21 protein-coding genes are annotated in these 21,540 nt (G+C 64.3%); 10 read left to right on the top strand and 11 right to left on the bottom strand.

What is annotated here, in order from left to right; translation table 11 throughout:
- Nucleotides 1-94: 94 nt before the first annotated feature.
- Nucleotides 95-1,333 (bottom strand): MFS transporter, encoded by a 1,239-nt coding sequence (locus QM685_RS30505; RefSeq protein ID WP_415122468.1) that lies wholly within the window; start codon nt 1,331-1,333, stop codon nt 95-97.
- Between the two features lie 318 nt (nt 1,334-1,651).
- Between QM685_RS30505 and QM685_RS30500 the strand changes: the two genes are divergently transcribed.
- Entirely contained in the window at nt 1,652-2,338 is a 687-nt protein-coding gene (locus QM685_RS30500; protein ID WP_415122466.1) for an orotate phosphoribosyltransferase, read from the top strand.
- 90 nt (nt 2,339-2,428) lie between these two features.
- Here QM685_RS30500 and QM685_RS30495 read toward each other — a convergent pair whose 3' ends face one another.
- Complete coding sequence (locus tag QM685_RS30495; protein WP_415122464.1) at nt 2,429-3,118, bottom strand: response regulator; 690 nt, start codon at nt 3,116-3,118, stop codon at nt 2,429-2,431.
- A gap of 259 nt (nt 3,119-3,377) precedes the next feature.
- Here QM685_RS30495 and QM685_RS30490 point away from each other — a divergent pair, with 259 nt between their 5' ends.
- From QM685_RS30490 to QM685_RS30465, 6 genes are all read left to right on the top strand, one after another.
- Nucleotides 3,378-3,980: a YbhB/YbcL family Raf kinase inhibitor-like protein gene (locus QM685_RS30490; RefSeq protein WP_415122462.1), complete on the top strand. Its 603-nt coding sequence runs from the start codon at nt 3,378-3,380 to the stop codon at nt 3,978-3,980.
- Between the two features lie 172 nt (nt 3,981-4,152).
- Nucleotides 4,153-4,725 carry a flavodoxin family protein gene (locus QM685_RS30485; RefSeq protein WP_415122460.1) on the top strand — a complete coding sequence of 191 codons (573 nt, stop codon included), beginning with the start codon at nt 4,153-4,155 and terminating at the stop codon, nt 4,723-4,725.
- Nucleotides 4,726-4,964: 239 nt separating this feature from the next.
- The gene (gene argC / locus QM685_RS30480) at nt 4,965-5,912 is read left to right on the top strand and encodes an N-acetyl-gamma-glutamyl-phosphate reductase (protein WP_415122458.1); all 948 of its coding nucleotides are present in this window, start codon (nt 4,965-4,967) and stop codon (nt 5,910-5,912) included.
- A 510-nt stretch (nt 5,913-6,422) separates the two neighbouring features.
- Nucleotides 6,423-7,802 carry a DUF2957 domain-containing protein gene (locus tag QM685_RS30475; protein WP_415122456.1) on the top strand — a complete coding sequence of 460 codons (1,380 nt, stop codon included), beginning with the start codon at nt 6,423-6,425 and terminating at the stop codon, nt 7,800-7,802.
- A 123-nt stretch (nt 7,803-7,925) separates the two neighbouring features.
- The gene (locus QM685_RS30470) at nt 7,926-9,182 is read left to right on the top strand and encodes a DUF2957 domain-containing protein (protein ID WP_415122454.1); all 1,257 of its coding nucleotides are present in this window, start codon (nt 7,926-7,928) and stop codon (nt 9,180-9,182) included.
- A gap of 215 nt (nt 9,183-9,397) precedes the next feature.
- On the top strand, nt 9,398-10,222 hold the full coding sequence (locus QM685_RS30465; RefSeq protein ID WP_415122452.1) for an OmpW/AlkL family protein: 825 nt from the start codon (nt 9,398-9,400) through the stop codon (nt 10,220-10,222).
- A gap of 310 nt (nt 10,223-10,532) precedes the next feature.
- Here the strand turns inward: QM685_RS30465 and QM685_RS30460 are convergent, their stop codons facing one another.
- Both QM685_RS30460 and QM685_RS30455 read right to left on the bottom strand, forming a co-directional pair.
- On the bottom strand, nt 10,533-11,168 hold the full coding sequence (locus QM685_RS30460) for a LysE family translocator (RefSeq protein ID WP_415122450.1): 636 nt from the start codon (nt 11,166-11,168) through the stop codon (nt 10,533-10,535).
- A gap of 140 nt (nt 11,169-11,308) precedes the next feature.
- Nucleotides 11,309-12,178, bottom strand: coding sequence for an NAD(P)-dependent oxidoreductase (locus tag QM685_RS30455; RefSeq protein WP_415122448.1), 870 nt, complete (start codon nt 12,176-12,178; stop codon nt 11,309-11,311).
- Nucleotides 12,179-12,273: 95 nt separating this feature from the next.
- Between QM685_RS30455 and QM685_RS30450 the strand changes: the two genes are divergently transcribed.
- Entirely contained in the window at nt 12,274-13,032 is a 759-nt protein-coding gene (locus tag QM685_RS30450; protein ID WP_415122446.1) for a Mut7-C RNAse domain-containing protein, read from the top strand.
- 69 nt (nt 13,033-13,101) lie between these two features.
- Nucleotides 13,102-13,380, top strand: a complete 279-nt coding sequence (locus QM685_RS30445; RefSeq protein WP_415122444.1) for a hypothetical protein — start codon at nt 13,102-13,104, stop codon at nt 13,378-13,380.
- Between the two features lie 156 nt (nt 13,381-13,536).
- Here the strand turns inward: QM685_RS30445 and QM685_RS30440 are convergent, their stop codons facing one another.
- Together QM685_RS30440 and QM685_RS30435 are read right to left on the bottom strand one after the other, a co-directional pair.
- On the bottom strand, nt 13,537-13,746 hold the full coding sequence (locus QM685_RS30440; protein ID WP_415122442.1) for a hypothetical protein: 210 nt from the start codon (nt 13,744-13,746) through the stop codon (nt 13,537-13,539).
- A gap of 276 nt (nt 13,747-14,022) precedes the next feature.
- Nucleotides 14,023-14,775, bottom strand: a complete 753-nt coding sequence (locus QM685_RS30435) for an IclR family transcriptional regulator C-terminal domain-containing protein (RefSeq protein WP_415122440.1) — start codon at nt 14,773-14,775, stop codon at nt 14,023-14,025.
- Nucleotides 14,776-14,993: 218 nt separating this feature from the next.
- Here QM685_RS30435 and QM685_RS30430 point away from each other — a divergent pair, with 218 nt between their 5' ends.
- Nucleotides 14,994-15,926 (top strand): DMT family transporter, encoded by a 933-nt coding sequence (locus QM685_RS30430; protein ID WP_415122438.1) that lies wholly within the window; start codon nt 14,994-14,996, stop codon nt 15,924-15,926.
- Between the two features lie 116 nt (nt 15,927-16,042).
- Here QM685_RS30430 and QM685_RS30425 read toward each other — a convergent pair whose 3' ends face one another.
- From QM685_RS30425 to QM685_RS30405, 5 genes are all read right to left on the bottom strand, one after another.
- Complete coding sequence (locus QM685_RS30425) at nt 16,043-16,294, bottom strand: hypothetical protein (protein WP_415122436.1); 252 nt, start codon at nt 16,292-16,294, stop codon at nt 16,043-16,045.
- Nucleotides 16,295-17,039: 745 nt separating this feature from the next.
- On the bottom strand, nt 17,040-17,828 hold the full coding sequence (locus QM685_RS30420; RefSeq protein ID WP_415122507.1) for a DUF2242 domain-containing protein: 789 nt from the start codon (nt 17,826-17,828) through the stop codon (nt 17,040-17,042).
- Nucleotides 17,829-18,003: 175 nt separating this feature from the next.
- On the bottom strand, nt 18,004-18,666 hold the full coding sequence (locus QM685_RS30415; protein ID WP_415122505.1) for a lytic transglycosylase domain-containing protein: 663 nt from the start codon (nt 18,664-18,666) through the stop codon (nt 18,004-18,006).
- Between the two features lie 113 nt (nt 18,667-18,779).
- Complete coding sequence (locus tag QM685_RS30410) at nt 18,780-20,063, bottom strand: cytochrome-c peroxidase (RefSeq protein ID WP_415122434.1); 1,284 nt, start codon at nt 20,061-20,063, stop codon at nt 18,780-18,782.
- 8 nt (nt 20,064-20,071) lie between these two features.
- Nucleotides 20,072-21,310: an alkaline phosphatase family protein gene (locus QM685_RS30405; protein WP_415122432.1), complete on the bottom strand. Its 1,239-nt coding sequence runs from the start codon at nt 21,308-21,310 to the stop codon at nt 20,072-20,074.
- Nucleotides 21,311-21,540 lie beyond the last annotated feature (230 nt).

The following is a 21,540-nucleotide window of genomic DNA, read 5'->3' as shown; positions in this document are numbered from 1 at the left end:
GGCTGAAAAATGCTGCGTCGCCGCATCCGCGCGGTGTTTTCCGCACCCCCGGCGGGCAGGCCATGCAGCTATGTCATGCGCCGCGCATGCGCGCTCATTCAAGCTCGGCGCCGCGCCGTTCAGGAATGAGAAACAGCGTCGCGAAGATATCGAGCAGATAGATCGATGCAAGCAGCGCAAGCGCCGCGCCGAACGAATAGCGCGCCGCCAGCGCGCCCACGACCACCGGCCCGAAGCCGCCCACCGCGCGGCCCGCGTTGAACAGCACGTTCTGCGCGGTGGCGCGCGCATCGGTCGGATAGAGCTCGGAAATCAGCGCGCCGTAACCGCCGATCATTCCGTTCACGAACACGCCCATTGCCGCGCCGCCGATCAGCAGCGCCATCGGCGTGGTCAGTTGCGCGTACACGAATACCATCACGACCGCCCCCGCCTGGTAGAACAGGAATGTCGGCTTGCGGCCGAAGCGGTCGGCGGCGACGCCGAACAGCCAGATGCCGAACGCCATGCCGAAAATCGTCGCGGCGGTCCACAGTCCGGACCTGGTCAACGAATAGCCGAACGTCTTCGACAGATAGCTCGGCAGCCAGATCATCAGGCCGTAATAGCCGAAGTTCTGCACCGAGCACAGAATCGCGACGCCGATGCTCGCGCGCGTCGTGCGGCCATCGGCGACCAGCAGCTTCAGCGGCAGCTTGCGCATGCCGCGCGCGACGCGCTCGTTGAAAAGCGCCGGTTCCTCGACGCGGCGGCGCACGAAAAACGACACGCTCGCCGGCAGCAGCCCGACGGCGAACATCCCGCGCCAGCCGATCACCGGCAGCAGCAACGGCGTGAGCAACGCGGCCGCGAGCACGCCGAGTTGCCAGCCGAGCCCGACATACGACGACACCCGGGCCCGCTGCGAGGCCGGCCACGCTTCGGCCACGAGCGTCATGCCGATGCCGAATTCGCCGCCGAGACCGATCCCGGCGATGGTCCGGTAGATCAGCAGGTCCGCATAACCTTGCGCGAGCGCGCACAGACCGGTGAAGACCGCGAAGATCAGGATCGTCCACGTGAGCATTCGCACGCGCCCGAAATAGTCGCTGAGCACGCCGAAGATCACGCCGCCCGCGACCGCGCCGATCAGCGTCCACGTGACGAGCGCGCCGGCCTGGGCCGAGCTCAGATGCAGGTCGGCCGCGATCACCGGCAGCATGAAGCCGAGGATCAGCAGATCGAAGCCGTCCATCGCATAGCCGAGCACCGACGCGAGCAGCGCGCGGCCCGCGTAGCCCTGTTTCACGGATGAGCGGGCGGCAGTCGCGGCGGCGGGAGGGGCGGCATTCATTGAAAGCATTCCGTAGGTCAAGGGGCGGCGCGCGGGAAGCGGCGCCTGTGAAAGTCGCGTGAGTGTAAAGCTGGCCTGCGCCGCTCACAAGACGATGCGCGGCTGCATGGCCGACGGCACGCGCGGGCCGCCTCCCGTGCACGACGGCCTCCTCGGCCAGACCCATTTCGGGTAAAATAGCCGCCCACGCGCGCAGCAAAAGCCGGTCTGCTCCACAGCCGGCCGCGTATTCCGCCCAACACGGCGCGGCATACCTCGCTTGCTGCGCCACCGGGCCCAGCGCCCGCTTCTCCCCCGCTCACTCCGAAGGATCCGCCCATGACAGGCTTCGATCGCCAGACGATCTCCGACACGACCGCCAAGATGCTGCTCGAAGTGCAAGCAGTGCATTTCAACGCGGAGAAACCGTATATTTTCACGTCCGGCTGGGCGAGCCCGGTTTATATCGACTGCCGCAAACTGATCTCGTATCCGCGCGTGCGCCGCGGCCTGATGGACATGGCCGAAGCGACGATCCTGCGCGACGTCGGCTATGAGCAGATCGACGCGGTCGCCGGCGGCGAAACCGCCGGCATCCCGTTCGCGGCATGGCTGTCCGACCGCCTGATGGTGCCGATGCAATACGTGCGCAAGAAGCCGAAGGGGTTCGGGCGCAATGCGCAAATCGAAGGCCTGCTGACCGAAGGCCAGCGCGTGCTGCTGGTCGAAGACCTGACCACCGACAGCCGCAGCAAGATCAACTTCATCAACGCGCTGCGCACCGCCGGCGCGACGGTGAACCACTGCTTCGTGCTGTTCCACTACAACATCTTCAAGGAAAGCGTGTCGGTGCTGAAAGACATCGACGTCGATCTGCACGCGCTCGCCACGTGGTGGGACGTGCTGCGCGTCGCGAAGGAAAACAGCTACTTCGACACGAAGACGATCGACGAAGTGGAAAAATTCCTGCACGCGCCGGCCGAGTGGTCGGCGGCGCACGGCGGCGCCACCTCCACGCCGCAGTAATTTACGCGGATTGAATGAAAAAGCCGCCTGTCTCGCGACAGGCGGCTTTTTTGCGTCAACGCCGATTACCCGGCAAAACCGGCCGCGAAGTCATGACTCGTCGCCCGTGTCGTCCGCCGAATGCGACGACAGATTCAGCAAGCCATTGCTCTGTGCATACTGAAACAGCTCGGAATCGCGATCGATGCCGAGCTTGCGCATCGCCGTATTCTTCTGCGTGCTGATCGTCTTGATACTGCGATTGAGCAGCGTGGAAATTTCCTTGATCGTCAGGCCGGAAACGAACAGCCGCACGACCTCCAGTTCGCGCCCCGACAGCATCGCTTCCGTGCCCTTGCCGCGCGAACTTATTCGCAATGCATCAAGCGCCGTCTTCACCGACGGGCTCATGTATTCGAGGTTATGGCTGACGTGCTGTACCGCGAGCCCGATATGGCTGAGATCGTCAGATTTGTTGACGACTGCCGTCACGCCGAGATCGCTGAGCCGCTTGAGCAGCGCGACATTCTCGAGCATCGTCAGCACGACGATGGGCAGGTTCGGGAAAGTGCGGCGCAGATAGCCGATCAGTTGCAGGCCGTCGCCATACTGGCCGCCCGGCATGGCGAGATCGGTGACGAGCACGTCGCAGGCGGTGGTTTGCAGCACGCTGACGAGTTCCGTCGACTGCCGCGCGCGCCCCACGACCTGCAGACCTGGAAACTTGAGTAGCGCGTGTTCGGCGCCAAACAGAATGACCGGATGATCATCCGCAACCACGACCCTGACTGAAGCTTGCATCGCCCTCCTTTCTACGGATAAACCGGTCTCCACGACTTCTAACACTTTTTTCTATGCTGCCTGCAAGCGGATAAAACGCAGTGAGGGTCGCGCGACAATTCTTCGCACTATAGCTGATTTCCTATCTGCTAATTCCGCGAGTCTCGAACAATGATCCGATCGCAGAGCTGATGTTAGACTTGATTCGACTTCGGGCACGATCAAGGACAACGACCCTCGCGAGGATACTCGTCTCGCGTGCTGACAGGAGAACCGGCACATGCGCGCGCGTTGCCTGGCTGTTTCGCTGGCTTCACCGTGGTGGCGTCAATCTTTCGCTATCCGCGCGATGCTCGGGCTTGCGCTGGTCGCGGCGCATATCTCCCGCGTGCACGCCGACGGCACCTTCACATTGACGAGCGCGAACGCGCGCGCGGGCGGCACCGTGCAGATTGCGCAGGTTTTCGATCAGAACGACTGCAAGGGCGAAAATCATTCGCCGCAGTTGACATGGCGCAACGCGCCGGCCGGCACCCGCGGCTTCGCGGTCACGATGTTCGACGAGGATGCGCCGGGGCGCGGCTGGTGGCACTGGGCGGTCGCGGGCATTCCGGCCACCACCGAAAGCTTGCCGGAGAACGCGAGCTCGTCCGGCTTCCTGAAGAAGCTCGGCGCGGTCGAAGCGCGCAACGACTTCGATACCGACGGCTACGGCGGCCCGTGCCCGCCGCCGGGCAAACCACATCGCTATATCATCACCGTCTATGCGCTGAACTCCGCCGATCTGCGTCTCGCGCAAGGACGTCCCGCACTGATGTTCGATCATGAGATCGGCACGGCGACGATCGGCAGCGCGCGGCTCATTGTCAGTTACGGGCGCTAGCGGTATTCGTTGCGGCTGTTTTATACGTTCCGCCTGTTTTATCTGTTCTGCTGGTTCCGCTGGTTCGGTTCGTTCGCGCGCAGGCCATCGTCATGCCGCGCCGCAAGCTGCCTGCATGACCGCGCGCCATCGCCTCGCATCACCTTGCCTGATAACTTTGCTGGAGCACGCCATGTCGAAGATCGTCATCGTTTATCACAGCGGCTACGGCCACACGAAGAAGGTCGCGGAGGCCATTCTCGCGGGCGCGCTCGAAGCGGGCGCGCAGGCGAAACTGATGCCGGTCGGCGAGATGGACGACGCATCGTGGGACGAACTGGCCGCCGCCGATGCGCTGATCTTCGGCGCGCCGACCTACATGGGCGGGCCGTCGGCCGACTTCAAGAAGTTCGCCGACGCGAGTTCGAAACCGTGGTTCAGCCAGGCGTGGAAGGACAAGATCGCGGCCGGCTTCACGAACTCCGCGACGATGAACGGCGACAAGTTCTCGACGATCCAGTACCTCGTCACGCTGGCGATGCAGCACAGCATGATCTGGGCGGGCACCGGCATGATGCCGTCGAATACGAAGGCCGCAACCCGCAACGATCTGAACTACGTCGGTGGCTTTACCGGGTTGCTCACGCAATCGGCGGCCGATGCGTCGCCCGAGGAAGCGCCGCCGCCGGGCGATCTCGAGACCGCGCGCATGTTCGGCGCGCGCATCGCCGGCGTGACGGCGAGATGGATCGCGGCGCGCGGCTAGCGACGCGCGGTTAGCGGCGCGCCTTCGCGGCCGGCGCGTGGCCGCGCATGCCCACACCGTCGATCCGCCGCGAACCCTCCCGCTTCGGCGGGCATCTGCTCCGTAACAGGTCACGCTCGTGTCACTTTCGGCGCGCATCGTCGTTTTTTCGCGCTGCATTGCACGAGCGCGGCCATGACGTCTTAAAATACAACGTTCCGGCGCGGCGTCGCGCCCCGTTTCCAGCGAGTGAGATCGAGATGAGCACGAAAGTTTTTGTCGACGGACAGGAAGGCACGACGGGCCTGAAGATTTTTGAATACCTGTCGCAACGCGCCGATGTGGAAATCCTGCGTATCGAAGAAGCGAAGCGCAAGGATCTCGACGAGCGCCGTCGTCTCATCAACGCATCGGATGTCACGTTCCTGTGCCTGCCCGACGTCGCCTCGCGCGAATCCGCGTCGCTCGTCGAAAACGGGCACACGGTACTGATCGACGCCAGCACCGCGTTCCGCACCTCGTCCGACTGGGCCTACGGCCTGCCCGAACTGACCCGTGCGCAACGCGAGCGTCTGCGTAGCGCCAAACGCATCGCCGTGCCGGGCTGCCATGCATCGGCATTCGTGCTCGCGATGCGCCCGCTCGTCGAAGCCGGCGTCGTGGCGCCCGAATTCGCCGCGCACGCTTACTCGATCACCGGCTACAGCGGCGGCGGCAAGAAGATGATTGCCGACTACGAAGCGGGCGGCAACGACGGGCTGAAAAGCCCTCGCCCATACGCGCTCGGTCTTACGCACAAGCATCTGCCGGAAATGGCCGCGCATACGGGCCTGAAGTCGGCACCGGTCTTCACGCCGATCGTCGGCGATTTCTATAAGGGTCTCGCGGTCACCACGTACTTTTCGCCGAGCCAACTGGCCAAGAAGGCGACGCCGCAGGACGTACTGGCGCTGTTCGCCGAGTACTACGCAGGTGAAGCATTCGTGCGCGTCGCGCCGTTCGATGCCGACGCGAATCTCGACAACGGTTTCTTCGACGTCCAGGCGAACAACGACACCAATCGTGTCGACCTGTTCGTGTTCGGCAACGAGGAGCGCTTCGTGACCGTCGCGCGTCTGGACAACCTGGGCAAGGGCGCATCGGGCGCGGCGATCCAGTGTATGAACCTGGCGATCGGCGCAGCCGAAGAGTCTGGCCTGAAACGCTAAGCGAAGAATCTCCCGGCGCACGGCGATACGCCGTCAAGCGTGCGCCATCCCCCTCGAAAAGCCGGTCTTTGCAGACCGGCTTTTTTTAAAAGCGCGCGAATTTAAATTCACGTGGAAATTGCACTCGGTAGTAGCCCGCATTACAGAAAATATAAAACCCGGAATGCCAATCCTGACTAGTGGGATACCGGTAATTCATTCCCCCGACTGAATCGCACAGCATAGTTTTCCGCCTGGGGAAACTCCGGATTTTTTTGCGAACGCTCGTGCCAGGATGATAGAGCCTTTTTGCCGCGACGCTTGCCCAGCAAGGCAGTGCGGCGAACCCACGATGCTGCGTCCGGGGCGAAAAATACTTTTCCGTTTAAAAGAGCCGCAGGCGTCCGGACGGTGCGCGCGCGCTGAAATTCACGCTGTTTGAATCGGCCTTTTTAGACGGCTCATTCAATTGACAGCCATTAAACGCACAGCAAAATTACTCCGCACAATTACATGAAGGGAGACAGCAGCATGTCGTATGCCATGACTCGCGGCCTGGCAATGGCCATTGCCGTAGCGCCTTTACTGATTGCTTGCGGTGGCGGCAAGGCCGACAATCCGGGCCCCATCAACGCACCGCAATGCTCGGGCGCGAGTTGCGGCGCGCAAGGTGCGCCTACACCGAGTTCGAGCACGGCGACGCTGTGTCCCGACAACGCCGACATCGTCAAAAGCACTTATCTCGGTGGCGCGGGCAGCGGCGAAATCGTGCAGTTGAACATCGACGCCACTTCGATGACCTACACGCTGAAGTGGCTCGAGTCGCCGATCCCGCTCACCAGCGCGAGCGTGTCCGTCACGCGCAAGGGCACGCAGATCAGCGGCGCGGTGATTCATCCGCCGACCGGCATGCTGCCGACCGCCGAGCAGACGCGCTGCGCGTTCATCCTCGGCGCGGGCACCGGCACCGCGTCGGACGGCACGACCTACACGACGCCGGACTTCGTCAACAACCCGAATCCGCCGATGATCCTGATCGGCAAGGGCGTCGCGGGCGGCGGCATTCCGGGCGCGACGGTCGAATACGCGGGCGTCAACCTGATTGTCACGACCATCGGCGCGGTCAACAAGCGGCACTTCGATTTCTATCCGTTCCTCGGCTTCGCCAGCACGACTACCGACATCACGAAGCTGCCCGGCACCTACAACGCGCTGCTGTATCACCTCTCGCCGACCGCGAACTACGAGACCGTCGCGACGAACTCGGTCGAAACGTTCGACGCGAGCGGCAACTGCACGTCGCCGAGTTCGAGCGGGTGTCTCTCCACCGGCGGCGCGCTCACGCTCAACAGCAATGGCTACTTCGACAGCAGCAGCCCGCCGCAGATCGTGCCGGCCACCGGCGCCACGTCCAACCCGCTGCGCACCGGCAACTTCGGCACCGCGCACATGATTCTCGGCCAGCTCAACGGCGCGACGATCCCGCTCGTGGTCCGCACCGGTTACGTCGACACGAGCAACCTGCTCGCCGCCAAGGTCGACGACGAGTCCGGCATCGCGATGCTCGCCGCGGCGACGCCGCTCGCCTCGGGCGGTTTCGACGGCGGCTACGTCGGCGCGGATTCGAACTTCAAGTACACGGCAACGCTGGTCCAGGGCGCCGCGGCCACCTTTATCAATCCGTCGACGTCCGCCGCGGAAGACACGGTCGGTCTCAGTTACGGCGCGTCGAGTCCCGGCCTCGTCAACGTGCAGGACAAGAACAGCAAACCCGGCTTCGCGATCGCCTCGGGCGGCCTGTACGCGGTCGTGATCCAGGGCTCGGAAAACGGCGGCATCACGTCGACTTCGGCCAACGCCGATACGCCGAGCGCGCCGTACTTCGGCATCGGCGCGCAGATCAGCAAATAAATGCAGCAGGCACCGGCCGCGTGCAACGCGCGGCCGCCCCGCAATCCACGGCGCGGGATACATCAACAGAAGGTGGCCGCAATGGGAGCCGGCCACATACAACGAGAACATTCTGGAGGCGGTATGAACTGGAGAATCCTTGCGGTGCTCGCTTTTTGCGCACCGTTGCTAGGGGCGTGCGGCGGCAGTGGCGGCGGCAGCAGTAACGGCGACGGACCGCTGACCGAAACCCGGCTGTGTCCTTCGTCGCTCGACTACAACACGGTCTTCACGGGCGGCGGCGGCGACGGCGAGCTCGTCAAGCTGCAGCTCGATACGACGAAGATGACGTGGCAGATCAACTACATCGAGTCTCCGATTCCCGCCGCCACCGGCACTGTCACCCCGACGCGCGCGGGGCAGACCGCGAGCGGCACGCTGACCCAGGAAACCCTGCTGCCGACCAACAAGCTCAACCAGTGCGCGTTCCGGCTGAACGGCGCGAGTCTCGATCCGGACCGTCCGGCGCGCATCTTCGTCGGCGAGGGCGTCGCGGGCGGCACGATTCCCGGCGCGGAAATCTCGTTCGGCGGCGTGCTCGGCGTCGGCGCCGTGCCCGACACGACGTTCCCGTACTACCCGTTCATCGGTTTTTCGTCGATTGAAACCAGTCTCGCGAACGTCGCCGGCAACTATAACCAGGTCGGCTATCACCAGGTGCCGTCGCAGAGCTTCGCGCCAGTCGCGGTCGACTCGAAGATCACGATCAACGCCAACGGCACGTGGACCGAGTGCGACAACACCGGTGTGAACGCGGGCACGTGCCAGCAGCCGGGCACGAACTTCGCGCCGGCGGCCGATGGCAGCGGCGCATTCCAGACCAACAACTTCCTCGGCCAGGCGAAGCCGACGCTCGCCACGACGCCGGCAGCGCGCGGCTACATGATCGTCGGCAAGCTGCGCGGCCAGTTGGTGCCGATCCTCGTGCGCACCGGCGCGGCCAACCCGTCGGCGACCGTCCCGGTCAACGGCGTGCTCGGCCCGTACGCCGACGACGAATCGGGCATCTCGATCCTGTCGCCGCAAACCGCGACGACGGTGAACGCACAGAACGGCGAGTACATCGGCGTCGATAGCCAGTTCGACTATCGCACCACCGCGCTCGAAGGCACCGAAGCCACGTTGCTCGATCCGTTCAACGCATCGCAGGCCTCGCTCGCGACCGCGCTGAATCTCGACTTCACGCAAACCGTGCCGGGCGTCGTGACGACCACGCACGTCGGCGCGTCGACCGGCACCCAACCGACCGGAAAGATGATCTTCACGGGCGGCGTGTTCGGCTACCTCGATATGACCAACACCGCTTCGCCGTACTTCACGATCGGCGCTTTCGTCCAGTGACGGTTGCCGCAAGCGGCGCCGCCGTACCGGCCGGCGCCCGCGGCGGCCAGCACGATTGCAGCGATTCGCAGCGCTTGCCTCGCATGCCGCGCCCACCACACCTGTCGCGGCGTGTGGCGGCGGGGCGCTTCACGAACATTCAGCACAGTGGCCGGGCCGGCGCCCGCCGCTGCCCGTCGCGCGCCAAGGGGCGCGGGCGCCAGAGGAGGAACAAGATGAAAAAATTCTGTCTCGCGATACTGGCGACGCTGCTGTCGGCCAGTGCGTACGCCCAGCAGGCGGGCGACAACGTCGCCGCGCTCGGCTGGTTTCACGTGATGCCGCAGGATTCGAGCACGCCGCTCACGACCAACGTCGCGCCGACGCCGATCAACACGCCGCTGCGCTTGCCGAATTCCTTCACGTCGGCCGGCACGGGGCTGTCGACCAATTCCGCGAACACGGTCGGCCTCGTGTTCAGCCACTATCTGACCGATCACATCGCGGTGACGACCGTGGCGGGCGTGCCGCCGACGTTCAAGATCTACGGTCACGGCACGATCAAGCCGCCGGGGCCGGCGGGCGCGCTCGGCATTCAGGATCTCGGCGATCCGCAGGCCAATCCGATCGTGAAAAGCGTGCGCCAGTGGAGCCCGGCGCTGCTGTTCCAGTACTACTTCAACTCGCCGACCGCGAAGCTGCGGCCGTTCCTCGGCGTCGGCGTGTCCTACAACTGGTTCTCCGATATCCAGCTCAGCCAGAACTTCGTGAAGTCGACGCAGGACAACCTCGGCGCCGTGCTCGCCGCCGGCGCGGGCAAGCCGGGACAGACGCAGGTGTCGGCGAAGGCGTCGTCGTCGTGGGCGCCGGTGTTCAATGCGGGGCTCGCGTACAACATCACCAGTCACTGGGGGCTCGTCGCATCGGTCACGTACATTCCGTTGAAAACGACGTCGTCGGTCATCATCAAGGCGGCAGACGGCACGGAGCTGGGCGTATCGAAGGCGAAGCTGAGCGCCGATCCGATCATTTCCTTCCTTGCGGTGTCGTATAAGTTCTGAATTCGACGTAGAGACTTCAACGCGCCACAAACGACAAAGCCGGCGGCCCCAGGCAACAGACCGCCGGCTTTTTATTGTCGGGCGGGCGGTGCCGATTCGCGCTGCCGGCAAATTCCGGGCAAAAAAAAGCCCGCCTAGATCGGCGGGCTGAATCCATATCAGAGGAGACATGGAGGAGACAAGGCGTACTATAGCAAGCCACTTGGTGCGTCGCAACATGCAAATTAGGGTTGACCCTCTATGTTGCAAACATACAACAGCCGCATTCATCGTCCCTGTTTTCTCCGTCTGCTGCCGGGCCGCTACGCGCCTAGTGGCGCACCAGCGCCAGCATCGCGCCGAAACCGACGAACACCCCGCCCGTCAGCCGGTTGAACACACGCGCGACGCCGCGGCTCCTCAGCTTCGCGCCGATTCGCGTGCCGAAACCCGCGTACACCAGATACCAGCTCACCTCGATCGCCGCGAAGGTGGCAACGAGCACGCCGAACTGCGGCAGCTTCGGCTGCGTCGCATCGATGAATTGCGGCAGCAACGCGGCCGCGAACAGGATCGCCTTCGGATTGCTGCTCGCGACCAGAAAGCCGTTGCGAAACAGCGCGAAACGCGAGCGCGCGGGCCGGGCCGCGAGTTCATCGACATGCTGGGCGGCCGCTTCGTCGGCCGGCGCGCGCCATGCCTTGATGCCGAGGTACACGAGGTAGGCCGCGCCGATCATGCGCAGCGCGTTGAACATCGTCGGCCACGCCGCGAGAAAAACCCCGAGCCCCGCCGCCGACACCGCCAGCATCAGCACCAGCGCCGACAGGCAACCGGCCATGGTCGCGCTGGCGCGGCGCAGCCCGTGCCGGGCGCCATGCGTCATCACGAGCAGCATGTTCGGACCGGGAATCGCGGAAACGACGAAGACGGTGGCGGCGAACAGCCACCAGGTATGCAGAGTCATCGGAATCGGAAAGGGGAAGAGAAACCGGGCGGCTATTATGCCTCGCCGCCGGCATGCGCGACGGCTTCGCTCAGGCTGTCGCGCACCACTCACGCTCGCGGCACCGCCGTCATCGGCGGCGAGCAACGTCCTTATACTCGTCAGCGGCCGGCGCGACGCGCCGCGACCTGGCCCAGCACCGCGAAATCCTTCTCGCCGTCGCCATGCGCGACCGCTTCGATCAGGCTGTCGCGCACCACGCTCGCGACCGGCATCGGCGTCGTCACCGCATCGGCGGCGGCGAGCGCGAGCCGCACGTCCTTCAGGCCGAGCCGCGCCTTGAACAGCGCCGGCTCGAAGCGCTGATCGGCGATCAGCTTGCCGTAGCCCGAATACACCGGTCCCTGGAACAGGCCGCTCGTGATCACATCGAGAAAGTCCTGCATCGCAAGGCCGTGGCCCGTGACGAGCGCTGCCGCTTCGCCGAGCGTCTCGATCGCCGCGCCGATCATGAAATTGGCGGCGAGCTTCATCACGTTCGCCTGTTGCGGCAGCGAGCCGATGCGCCAGGTCTTCTGGCCGATCACGTCGAAAACCGGCTGGATCCGGTCGATCGATTCGGCGGGGCCGCCCGCGACGATCGTCAGCTTGCCGGCGGCCGCGACGTCGGGCCGGCCGAGCACCGGCGCGGCCACGTAGTGAACGCCGCGCGACGCGTGCGCGGTCGCCAGTTCCTCGGCGAGCGCGACCGAGATCGTCGCCATGTTCGCGTGAATCAGCCCGCGCGGCGCATGCTCGAGCAGCGTTGCGGTAATGACCTCGCGCAGCGCGTTATCGTCGGCGAGCATCGACAACACGGCGTCGCCGGCAAAGGCTTCGGCCGGCGTCGCGACGACCTGCGCGCCCAGCTCGACCAGTGCCTGCGCCTTTTCCGGCGAGCGGTTCCACACGCGCACCTGGTGTCCGGCTTTCAGAATGTTTGCAACCATCGCGGCGCCCATCTCGCCGAGTCCGATAAAACCGATGTCCATCTATCGCTCCGTCTTCTAAAGAACCCGAAGTAAAGCACACTCATACGACAGGCGCAGGACAGCGCGCAATAAAAACCGGTGCGATACTTGCCCGCATGGTCACCGCGACATTCCGCTTCTATGAGGAGCTCAACGATTTTCTCGCCCGGCCGCTGCGCCGGCACGAGTTCGCTTGCGTATGCGCGCGCGGCGCGACGACCAAACACATGATCGAGGTGCTGGGGGTGCCGCATACCGAGATCGAGCTGATTCTCGTGAATGGCGAATCGGTCGATTTCAATCATCCGGTCGCGGACGGCGATCGCATCGCCGTCTATCCGAAGTTCGAAGCGCTCGACATCCAGCCGCTGCTGCGCGTGCGCGAGCGGCCGCTGCGCGTGATGCGCTTCATCGCCGACGCGCATCTCGGCGGCCTCGCGCCGCTTCTGCGGCTTGCCGGCTTCGATACGCTCTACGACAACCACTATCCCGACGCCGATATCGAAGCGCTTGCCGCCGCGCAACAGCGCATCGTGCTGACGCGCGACCGCGAGCTGCTGAAACGCCGCAACATCACGCATGGCTGCTATGTGCGCGCGCTACGCCCGCGCGAACAGCTACGCGAGGTGTTCGATCGGCTCGATCTGGCCGGCAGCGCGCAGCCGTTCCGTCTGTGTCTGATGTGCAACGCGCCGCTGCGGCGCATCGCTCGCGAGGAAGCCGGGCCGCGCGTGCCGCGGGGCGTGCTGCAGCGGCATAGCCGCTTCGTCACCTGCGACGTGTGCCGGCGCGTCTTCTGGGAGGGCACGCATTGGCAGAGGATGCGCGCGCTGATGGATAGCGTGTCCGCCGGTGCGGCGGATCGCGATGGCTGACGCGAACACCCGCGTTGCCCATCGCGCTGCGTACAATGCGGGCTTGTTTATCCGGCAGAGGCCTTCGATATGGCGATGAAAAAAACCGACCTTGAAAAGAACAAGGCGCTGAAACTCAATAACGCGATGAAACGGGCAGCCGTGGTCCACGGCGGCAAGGGCACGGCGGCCGAGCCCAGGATCGACCGGCGCGAACAGCGCAAGCTCGATCAGGCGCAAGGTCTCGTCGCCTTCGCGTGCAAGCTTAACGGCGAACTCGTGGAAGAACTGAAGACGCGCGCCGCCACGCATCCGGACGGCTTGAACGGGCTGCTGGACGAAGTCATCCGGCGCGGGCTCGCAAGCTGATTTTTTCGCGAAAAAAACCGCCTCAAACGCAAAAAGGCCAGAGCACGAACTCTGGCCTTTTTGCTGGCAACGCTTTTCGCAGTACCGGCACACCTCGGCCGGCTGGCGGCACGGTGCGGCACACCGGCACGGCGCGCCCGACGAGCGGGCGTGAGCTTAGTTCGTCGTGCCCTTGTCGTTCGTGCCGGCCGCCGAAGCTGCCGCGGCAACCGGAGCACGCTTGCCGTGGGTCTTCAGCTTCTTGATGTGATGCTTCTTCGGTGCACTAGCAGCAGTCGCAGCAGCGGCATCCGATGCCTGTGCGAAAGCCTGAACGGAAACCAGCGCGATCGAAGCGGCTGCGAGCGAGACGATAACTTTTTTCATGTGTTGTTCCCCAAACCAGACGACTGAGTCGATGTGAAATGAAAACCGCTGCATGGTAGAGCAGGCAGAATCTCGAGGCACCTTGGGCTCCCCGCGGGAGAGTATTACCCAGACGTAGGCGGTTTGTCATGCGCAAAACTCGATATGTATTTTCTGGGAGACAGCTTGCTTTCGAGACGCTTTCAGATACCGGCCATCCGGTCACCGGGGACAACACCGAACCGCTACCGAGCAGCTGGCCGTAGGTGTGGGCCGCCCGACGCTTCCAGGCCACGCTCAAACGAGATTGCGCAGCAGGCTCGCGGTCTCCTGCAATGCCGGCAGAACCCGATGCAGCGCGGCGTTCGCCGATTCCTGACCAATCGGCATGCTGATGCTGATCGCCGCCACCACCGCGCCGTGCCGGTCGCGCAACGGCACCGCGACGCCGCGCATGCCGGGCTCGAGCTGCTGATCGGTCACCACGTAGCCGTTGCGGCGGATTTCGCCGAGCACTTCGCGCAAACGCTCGACGGTCGAATAGGTATGCGGCGTGAACACCTTGATCGGATAGGTGGCGAGCCACTGGTCGATGCTGTCCGGCGCCTGGAACGCGAGCAGCACGAGTCCCGCCGACGACAACGGCGCCGGCACGCGCGAGCCGGTCACGAAACCGACCGCCATCGCCCGATTGACGCCGTTGCGCGCCACGTACACGACGTCGTGTTCATCGAGGATCGCGACCAGCGCGGTCTCCTGCACGGTCGCGGTGATGCGCTGAAGGAACGGCTGCACGGTGCGCGGCAGGCGCGCCGAATCGAGGTACGACTGGCCGAGCCGCAGCACCCGCGGCGCAAGCCAGAACAGCTTGCCGTCGGTGTCCACGTAGCCGAGCTCGCGCAGCGTCAGCAGATAGCGGCGCGCCGCCGTGCGCGACAGGGCGGCGCGCGCGGCGACCATCGTCGGCGTCATGCGCGCGTGCTCCTCGTCGAATGCTTCGATGATCGCGAGCGCTTTGGCGGCGCCCGCGATCCGGTCTTTATCTTCCATGATGTCCGCCCGTGGATGAGCTGGGCCGGCGCGCGGCGACGGCGCGGCCGTTGCGCGATTATCGCGCGAGTCGGGCGGTTTGCCTGCCGGCGCCGGGATGCCCGCGTATCATGTGAGCGATTCCGAAGCGGCTGGGCGTCGAGCCCGTAATCTGCCGCGAGCGCCGCCGCAAACAGGCTGCACCGCGTGCCTGTCCACACCGCAAAACAGAACAACCTTTGAACCCCGACACCCGCCAACACCTGCGCGCCAACGTATTGATGCTGATCGCCGCAATGATCTGGGGCTCCGCGTTCGTCGCGCAGCGCCTGAGTCTCGATGCGATCGGCCCGTTTCTGTTTACCGGCTTGCGCTTTCTGCTCGGCGCGCTCGTCGTGCTGACGATGATCGTCTGCGTACGCCGCTCCGCGCTCGCCGAGCTGACGAAGCGCGAACCCGGCGGCGCCCGCGAACTGCTCGGCGCGGGCGCGTTGCTCGGCGTCGTGCTGGCCGTGTCGATTTCGTTGCAGCAGATCGGCCTGCAATACACGAAGGTCGCCAACGCGGGCTTCATCAGCTCGCTCTACGTGGTGATCGTGCCGCTGCTCGGCGTACTGTTGCGGCACAGGACGGGTCTCGGCACCTGGCTCGGCGCGCTGCTCGCGGCGGTCGGCATGTATTTTCTGAGCATCGACGAGCATTTCTCGATGCTGTATGGCGACTGGTATCAACTGGCGGGCGCGCTCGTGATTTCCGCGCAGATGATGCTCGTCGGACGTTTCGCGGCGCGCCGCGACACGCTGATGCTCGCGCTCGTGCAGTTCGTGATCTGCGGGCTCGTGTGTCTGCTGATCGGGCTCGCCGTCGAGCCGGTGAGCGCCGCCGTGATCGCGCGCGCGGCGCCGACGATTGCGTACGGCGGAGCGTTATCGGTCGGCGTCGCCTATACGATTCAGGTGGTCGCGCAACGCTATGCGGCGCCGTCGCACGCGGCGGTGATCTTCAGCATGGAGGGGGTGTTCGCGGCGTTCGCGGGCTGGCTCGTGCTCGGGGAAACGCTGACGGCGCGCGCGCTGTGCGGTTGCGCGCTGATGCTGGCGGGATTGATCGTGTGTCAGGTGCTGCCGGGATGGCGGCGCGGCCGGGAGGAGCGGGTGCCGCAGACGTTGTGAGCGGTGCTCGTCGTTCGCGTCGCCGCTGCGTTAAACGTGGATATCGGATGCGCGCGGCGGCACGCGGTAGCATCCGCGCCATTCAGACGCGTCGCCCGGCCGGCCCGCTCGCTTCGCTACGCGGCGAGCGGGTGCGTGAACAGATTCGGCGTGTCGGGGGTCGGCGGAAACACGCACCAGCAACCGTCGTCGTGACGAAAGAAGAACAGCCCCCGCCCACCTTCTTCCGGCGACGTCTCCACCCGAACATAACGCCGGCCGCACGTGCGCGTGCGACCGAATTCCGTCACGTAGACAGGCGAGGAAGGCGACGGCGCGAGCCATTTCTCGACCAGAAACCGTAACGACCGTTCGCTCGCGGATCTCATGACCGGCTCCGGAACAGCTTGTCGTGATACGCGTCGCGCGAGGACTCCGGGCTGTCGCCGTCGGAGGCGGCATCGGTGTCCTCGTCAGCTTCGGCGGCTGCCAGCGCCATCGCCCGATTGGTCGCGGCCGCGCGTAACGCACTGCAATGGGCCGCATGCCGAAGGTCCGAGAGAAGACGGACTAACTGTCGTGCTGATCTGCGTTTCATACATCCCCCCGCACTGCACCAAGAACTTCATAAAACACTTTAACTCTATGCCGGATTGCTCGTTAGCCAAATGGTTTTGACGAAATAGCAACAGTTGCGCTTGCAAAAAGAAGGCGCGCAATCTTCGTACCGGGCTTCAATGTGCGCGTCCGGAGGACGGCAGTATGTGCGCGAACGAGCGCTTCGCATCGCGCGAATCGTGCGCTCGGGCACATGGGGAAAGCGTTCGGCGCGCCGGGTTATCCACAGCGACCTCTGAACAACTTCGGGATAGCGCAAGGAACAGCCTGTGCGCGGAATCTTGATAAAGGTGGGTACCCGCTCACCGGCTGTGAAACTTATCCCGCTCAGGTAGTTTTTCTACATACGTGTCCAGCAGGGTTATGGATTTCGCATGGTGTTGATGCGGCGGAACATTTGCGAGTTATCCACAGAACGGCTTAACCCTTGTTAACTATTACTACGTATGTATACGGATGAATTTAAAAACATAGGATAAATACCGCTCCGCGCTCAGTTAACAGGCTGCACGGATGTCACGGCACGACGGTCGGGCCGCTCGCGGGTTCGATGGCCGCCGCCTGGCCGATTGGACCGGGTAGTGGGTAAGTGGGCGTCGACATCGTTACCTGCGCCGCAGCAGGTGTCGTCGTTTGAGCTTGTGCTGGCATCGTGGGCACAGCCGCCGCGGGCATCGGCCCCTGGAGCGCAGCCGGTGTCGTCACCTGAACCGGCGCGGGCATCGGCAGCATCCGCGTCTCAATCGGGCTGCTCGTGACCGGCTGCGTGCGCACGACGGTCTGCAAGTAATGATCGACGAGGCCGAAGAACCGGTCGTAGAACTTGCCCGATGGGATCGTCTCGCTCGATATCTTGACCATTGCGTCGTTATTCGAGCGGATCGGCAGCGACAGCGAGCCGAGCACGCTGAGCCCGACGGTCGCAGACGTATCGCTTTTCTTCAACGCGAAGCCGTTCTGCACCGCGTTCACATAGACGATGCTGGTATCGGCCGCCTCTTCGCCCGGCGTGCATACGACGTGAAATTCGACGACCACATGGGTATCGCTGGTCGGCTGGAAGTTCTTCGTGCCGTCGACGGTATCGGGCCGCGCCATCGTCGTCAGATAGCCCTGGCTCAGCAGGGCGCGGCGCGCGGCTTCGCAACTGTCGGTCGTGCTCGAATTGAAATTGCGCGCGTAAGGGCTCGCGCCGGTTTCGAACATTTCCTGGGTGAGTTTCGGTTGCGGCGTGCTGCTGCATGCGGCGAGGGTCAGCAGACCGAACAGGGCCGCGGCGGTGATTGTGGAAAACGGGATCTGCATGATCGCTTGCAAGGGAGCGCCTCGTGAGCGCGAATGGGAATGCATTGTAGAGCGGGTCGCGTGACATGCGGAAAAAGCATGCAGCATCCGCGCGACACCGCATTACGGGGCATAACAGGGAAAGAATCCGGCGACGGGCGCTTCATAAAAAAAGAAAATACGCGCGCGATCGCGATCAGTTCGACGCGGTACGCGCGGCCCCGGACGTCGATACCGTAGAGGAAGACGCCGCCACCGCCCCGCTTGCCGAGGATGCACCGCGCGCCGGTACGCTAAACGCATCGGCCCACTGGTTCGCGCCGGCGCAGCGGTCGGCCTCGCACGGTACGGCCTGTCCATCGGCACGCTGGGCGCCGTCCCGCGGCGCGGCGACTTCGGCGAAGTCCCCGACGCGCAGGTTCACCTTGCGCGCATAGGCCAGCGAGCCGCCGTAACTCTTGAGCGCGGCATTCAGATCGCCGTTGGCCGAGCGCATATAGCCGTACAGGATCGCCGAGCCGGCCTCGATATTCGCGCCCGGCTCGGTGAGGTCCTTGACGTTGCGCAGCAGCCCGCGATGCGCCTGCGGCACCACCTGCATCAGCCCCGTCGCGCCGTTGGGGCCGCGGGCCTTTTCCTTGAAGCGGGATTCGATCGAGATGATGGAGAGCAGCAGCGCCGGCGGGAGGGAGTACTTGGAGGCGGCGGACTGCACCGCGTCGGAAATCTTTTGAGCCTTGTCTCTCGCCAGACCGAACTTCTGCGTCAGATACGCCGATATTCGATCAGCGTTTTCGTCGGCCGCCGCGCTTTGCGCGAGGCCGAGCGAAAGCACGATCAGGCAAAGTAACCGGCTCATGGCGGAGGGTGGAAGGTACGCGGATCCGCGCATTATAGTCCCGCTGCGCCCGCCGACGCCGGTCGTCCGTAAGTTTTGTCTTTTAAATCAAGGACGACCGGAACCCACCCTCGTTAATGAGCCTGCTTTGCCTTCGGATCGTAGCCGTCGGTCAGCGTCGCGAGGAACGCGGCGACATCGTCGATATCGCGCTCGGACCAGACCGGACGTTCGCCCGCCTTGCGCGTGAGCGGCTCGTCGGTCGTGTCGACGTTCACGCGCAACGCGACCGGCAGATCGTTGAATTTGTCGACCTTGCCGTGCGCATCCTTCGGATACCACTTCTCCGGATTGGTATCGCGTTGGACATAGAAACGCAACGCGTCCTTCAGCGTATGGAAGCGGCCGTTGTGGAAGAACACATGACGCGTCGCCGTATTGCGCAGCGACACCGACTTGAAAAGCCCGCAGTTGACCTTGTCGCCCTGATCGTGGCGCAGCGGCCCGCACAAGCCCATGTCGAAGTACTTCGGATCGGCGTTGACCTTCAGCTCGGCATTGCGCGGCACGCCGAGCGCCTGAAAGTTGAAGTCGGTGAACAGCGGATGCGCGCCGTTCACGCCGGGTTGATCGATATGACAGGACGCGCAATTGCCGCCGGCGGGGTCGTCGAACAGCTTCTTGCCGCGCAACTCCTGCGCGGTCAGTTGCGCCTTGCCGTCGAGGTAGTAATCGAACTTGCTCGTGTATGGATGGAAGCTCGGGTCTTCGAGCTCGAAGCGTTCGATCGCATACATCGCCTGCGCGAACGCCTTCGATGGATCCGCGAAGATGTTCTGGCCGAACACCTCCTTGAAGCGCGCCGCGTACGGTGTGTTCCGCAGCTTCGCGAGCAGCGCCGCCGGATCCTTGTTGGCCATTTCGTCCGGATTGAACAGCGGAAACGTCGCCTGATCGTGCAGATAGTTGAAGCGCCCGTCCCAGCCGAAGCCGCCGACGGGCGCGTTATCCGTTTCGCTGAGCCGCTCGGACAGACTGGCCGCCTGCGCATGCGTCCAGACCGGCGTGCGGTTGAGCACGTAACGCAGGCTCGGCACCGCGCGTGTGCCCTGCCGATGCAGATCCGCGCCGCCGAGTTGCGCCGCGAGGCCGTTGGGCGGCCCGTACGCGTGCTCGGGACTATGACAGCTCGCGCACGACATCCTGCCCGACGCCGACAGCGACGAATCGAAGAACATCAGCTTGCCGAGCGCGGCGGCATCGCTATAGACGGGTTTGGCATCGGCGCCCGCCGGCGTGGAGACGGGCGCCGCTTCGGCGCTGCTCAGCAACAAGCCGCCCAGCAGGGCGGCGAGTGCTGCGAGCGTGGCCCGGCGCGCCCTCGGGCACGCCGTGAATCGCAGGACAGGAAACAGCATCGAGTCGCTTACAGGTTCGTGAAGATATCGTTGCCGAACCCGACCAGGCCGGCCTGTCCGGCATAACCGAGGTGGTCGAGCTGGAAGATGTCCTCGATGCTCTTCAGCATCGAATAGTGGTTGTACGGCACCGTCGACACCGTGCCCGGCTTGATGAACTTCGAGATCATCACCGCGCCGGTCTGGTCGCCGCCGAAGCTCTGCTTGGTCAGGTTGATCGTCAGGCCGTTATAGGCGAGCGACGACGTTTCCGGATACGACGGCAGGTTCGGACCGGGCTGCTGGCTGCAACAGGTCGAGCCGGAGAAGATCAGATCCTCGCTCTTTGCGGACTGCGTAACCGTCGCGTAGCTGCTTTCGTCGAAGTTGATGATCAGCAGGCCGTCCTTCTGGAACGCCGGCGAAGCCGTGATAATCGGCACCCACTTCTGCAGAAACGTGTTCGCGCTCGTCAGGCCGCCCGGCTGGCCGTTCACGCAAGGCGCGTCGTGGCCGTCGTCGCACAGGCTCGGCGTGATCAGGTTGAAGTTCGCGGTGGTCGAGACCGATTGCAGGTCGCTTTGCAGCCTGTTCAGATTGACGACGTTCTGCGCGCAGTCCGGCGAATCGATGATCGAGTGGAAGTACATGAACGGGTTGTGACGCGTCGCGTACTGGTCGCCGAGCGGCACGGCGGCGCTCGGCGCTTCGGCCGACTGCGTCAGGTCCGTCGTGTTCAGCGTCGGGTGGCCGCAGGTAGCGGCTTCGCGCGCCGGGTCGTTGCCCATGTCGCCTTCATAGCCCTTCCACGTATAGCCGGCCGCCTTCAACTGGTCCGGCAGCGTCTTCACGCTCGCCGGATAGACGCAGCCCGAGCCGATCGCCTGACCGTCGGAGGTCATGCCAGTGAGCTTGAAGTCCTCGTAGGTGATGCAGTCGTTGTCGGTTTCGTTCGACGCCGACTGGCCGCTGATCATCGAGATGTAGTTGTCGAGGCTCACGTGACCCGTGCCGTAATACTGCTGCACGAGCGCGCCTTGCGATGCGAGTGTTTGCGACAGATACGGCGCCTTGCTGTTCGCGCCGAATGTCGTCGAATAGTTTTCGTTTTCGAGCGTGATGACGAAGACGTGGCGGATCTGCTGCTGGCCCGTTACCTTGAGGCCGCCGCCGTCGGACGACGACGAGCCGCAAGCGGCCACGATTAAAGCGATCAGGGCCGCGAAAGCGGACAGCAGAAATGTACGTAACCCGACGCGGTGTGACATGTTGATTGCCCTTGTTGTTGCCCAGTGGGGATTGGTGTTTTATTCGCGGGCAAACTCTAGGGAACGTGCATGACACAGCCGTGAAACTCGCGGGCAATTCACGAATAAAGCCACCGGCGGAACACCCGACATGTTGCCAACGTGCATTTGCTCGCGCGGTGAAGGAGTGCCCGCGGATCTCGCGTGGATCGCGTGGATCGCGTGGATCGCGTGGATCGCGTGGATCGCGT

The sequence above is a fragment of the Paraburkholderia sp. genome (genome assembly GCF_047605525.1).
In the GTDB taxonomy this organism is placed as follows: Bacteria; Pseudomonadota; Gammaproteobacteria; order Burkholderiales; family Burkholderiaceae; genus Paraburkholderia.
Note: the sequence above shows the minus strand (reverse complement) of the source record. Positions and strands in the feature narration are given on the sequence as shown.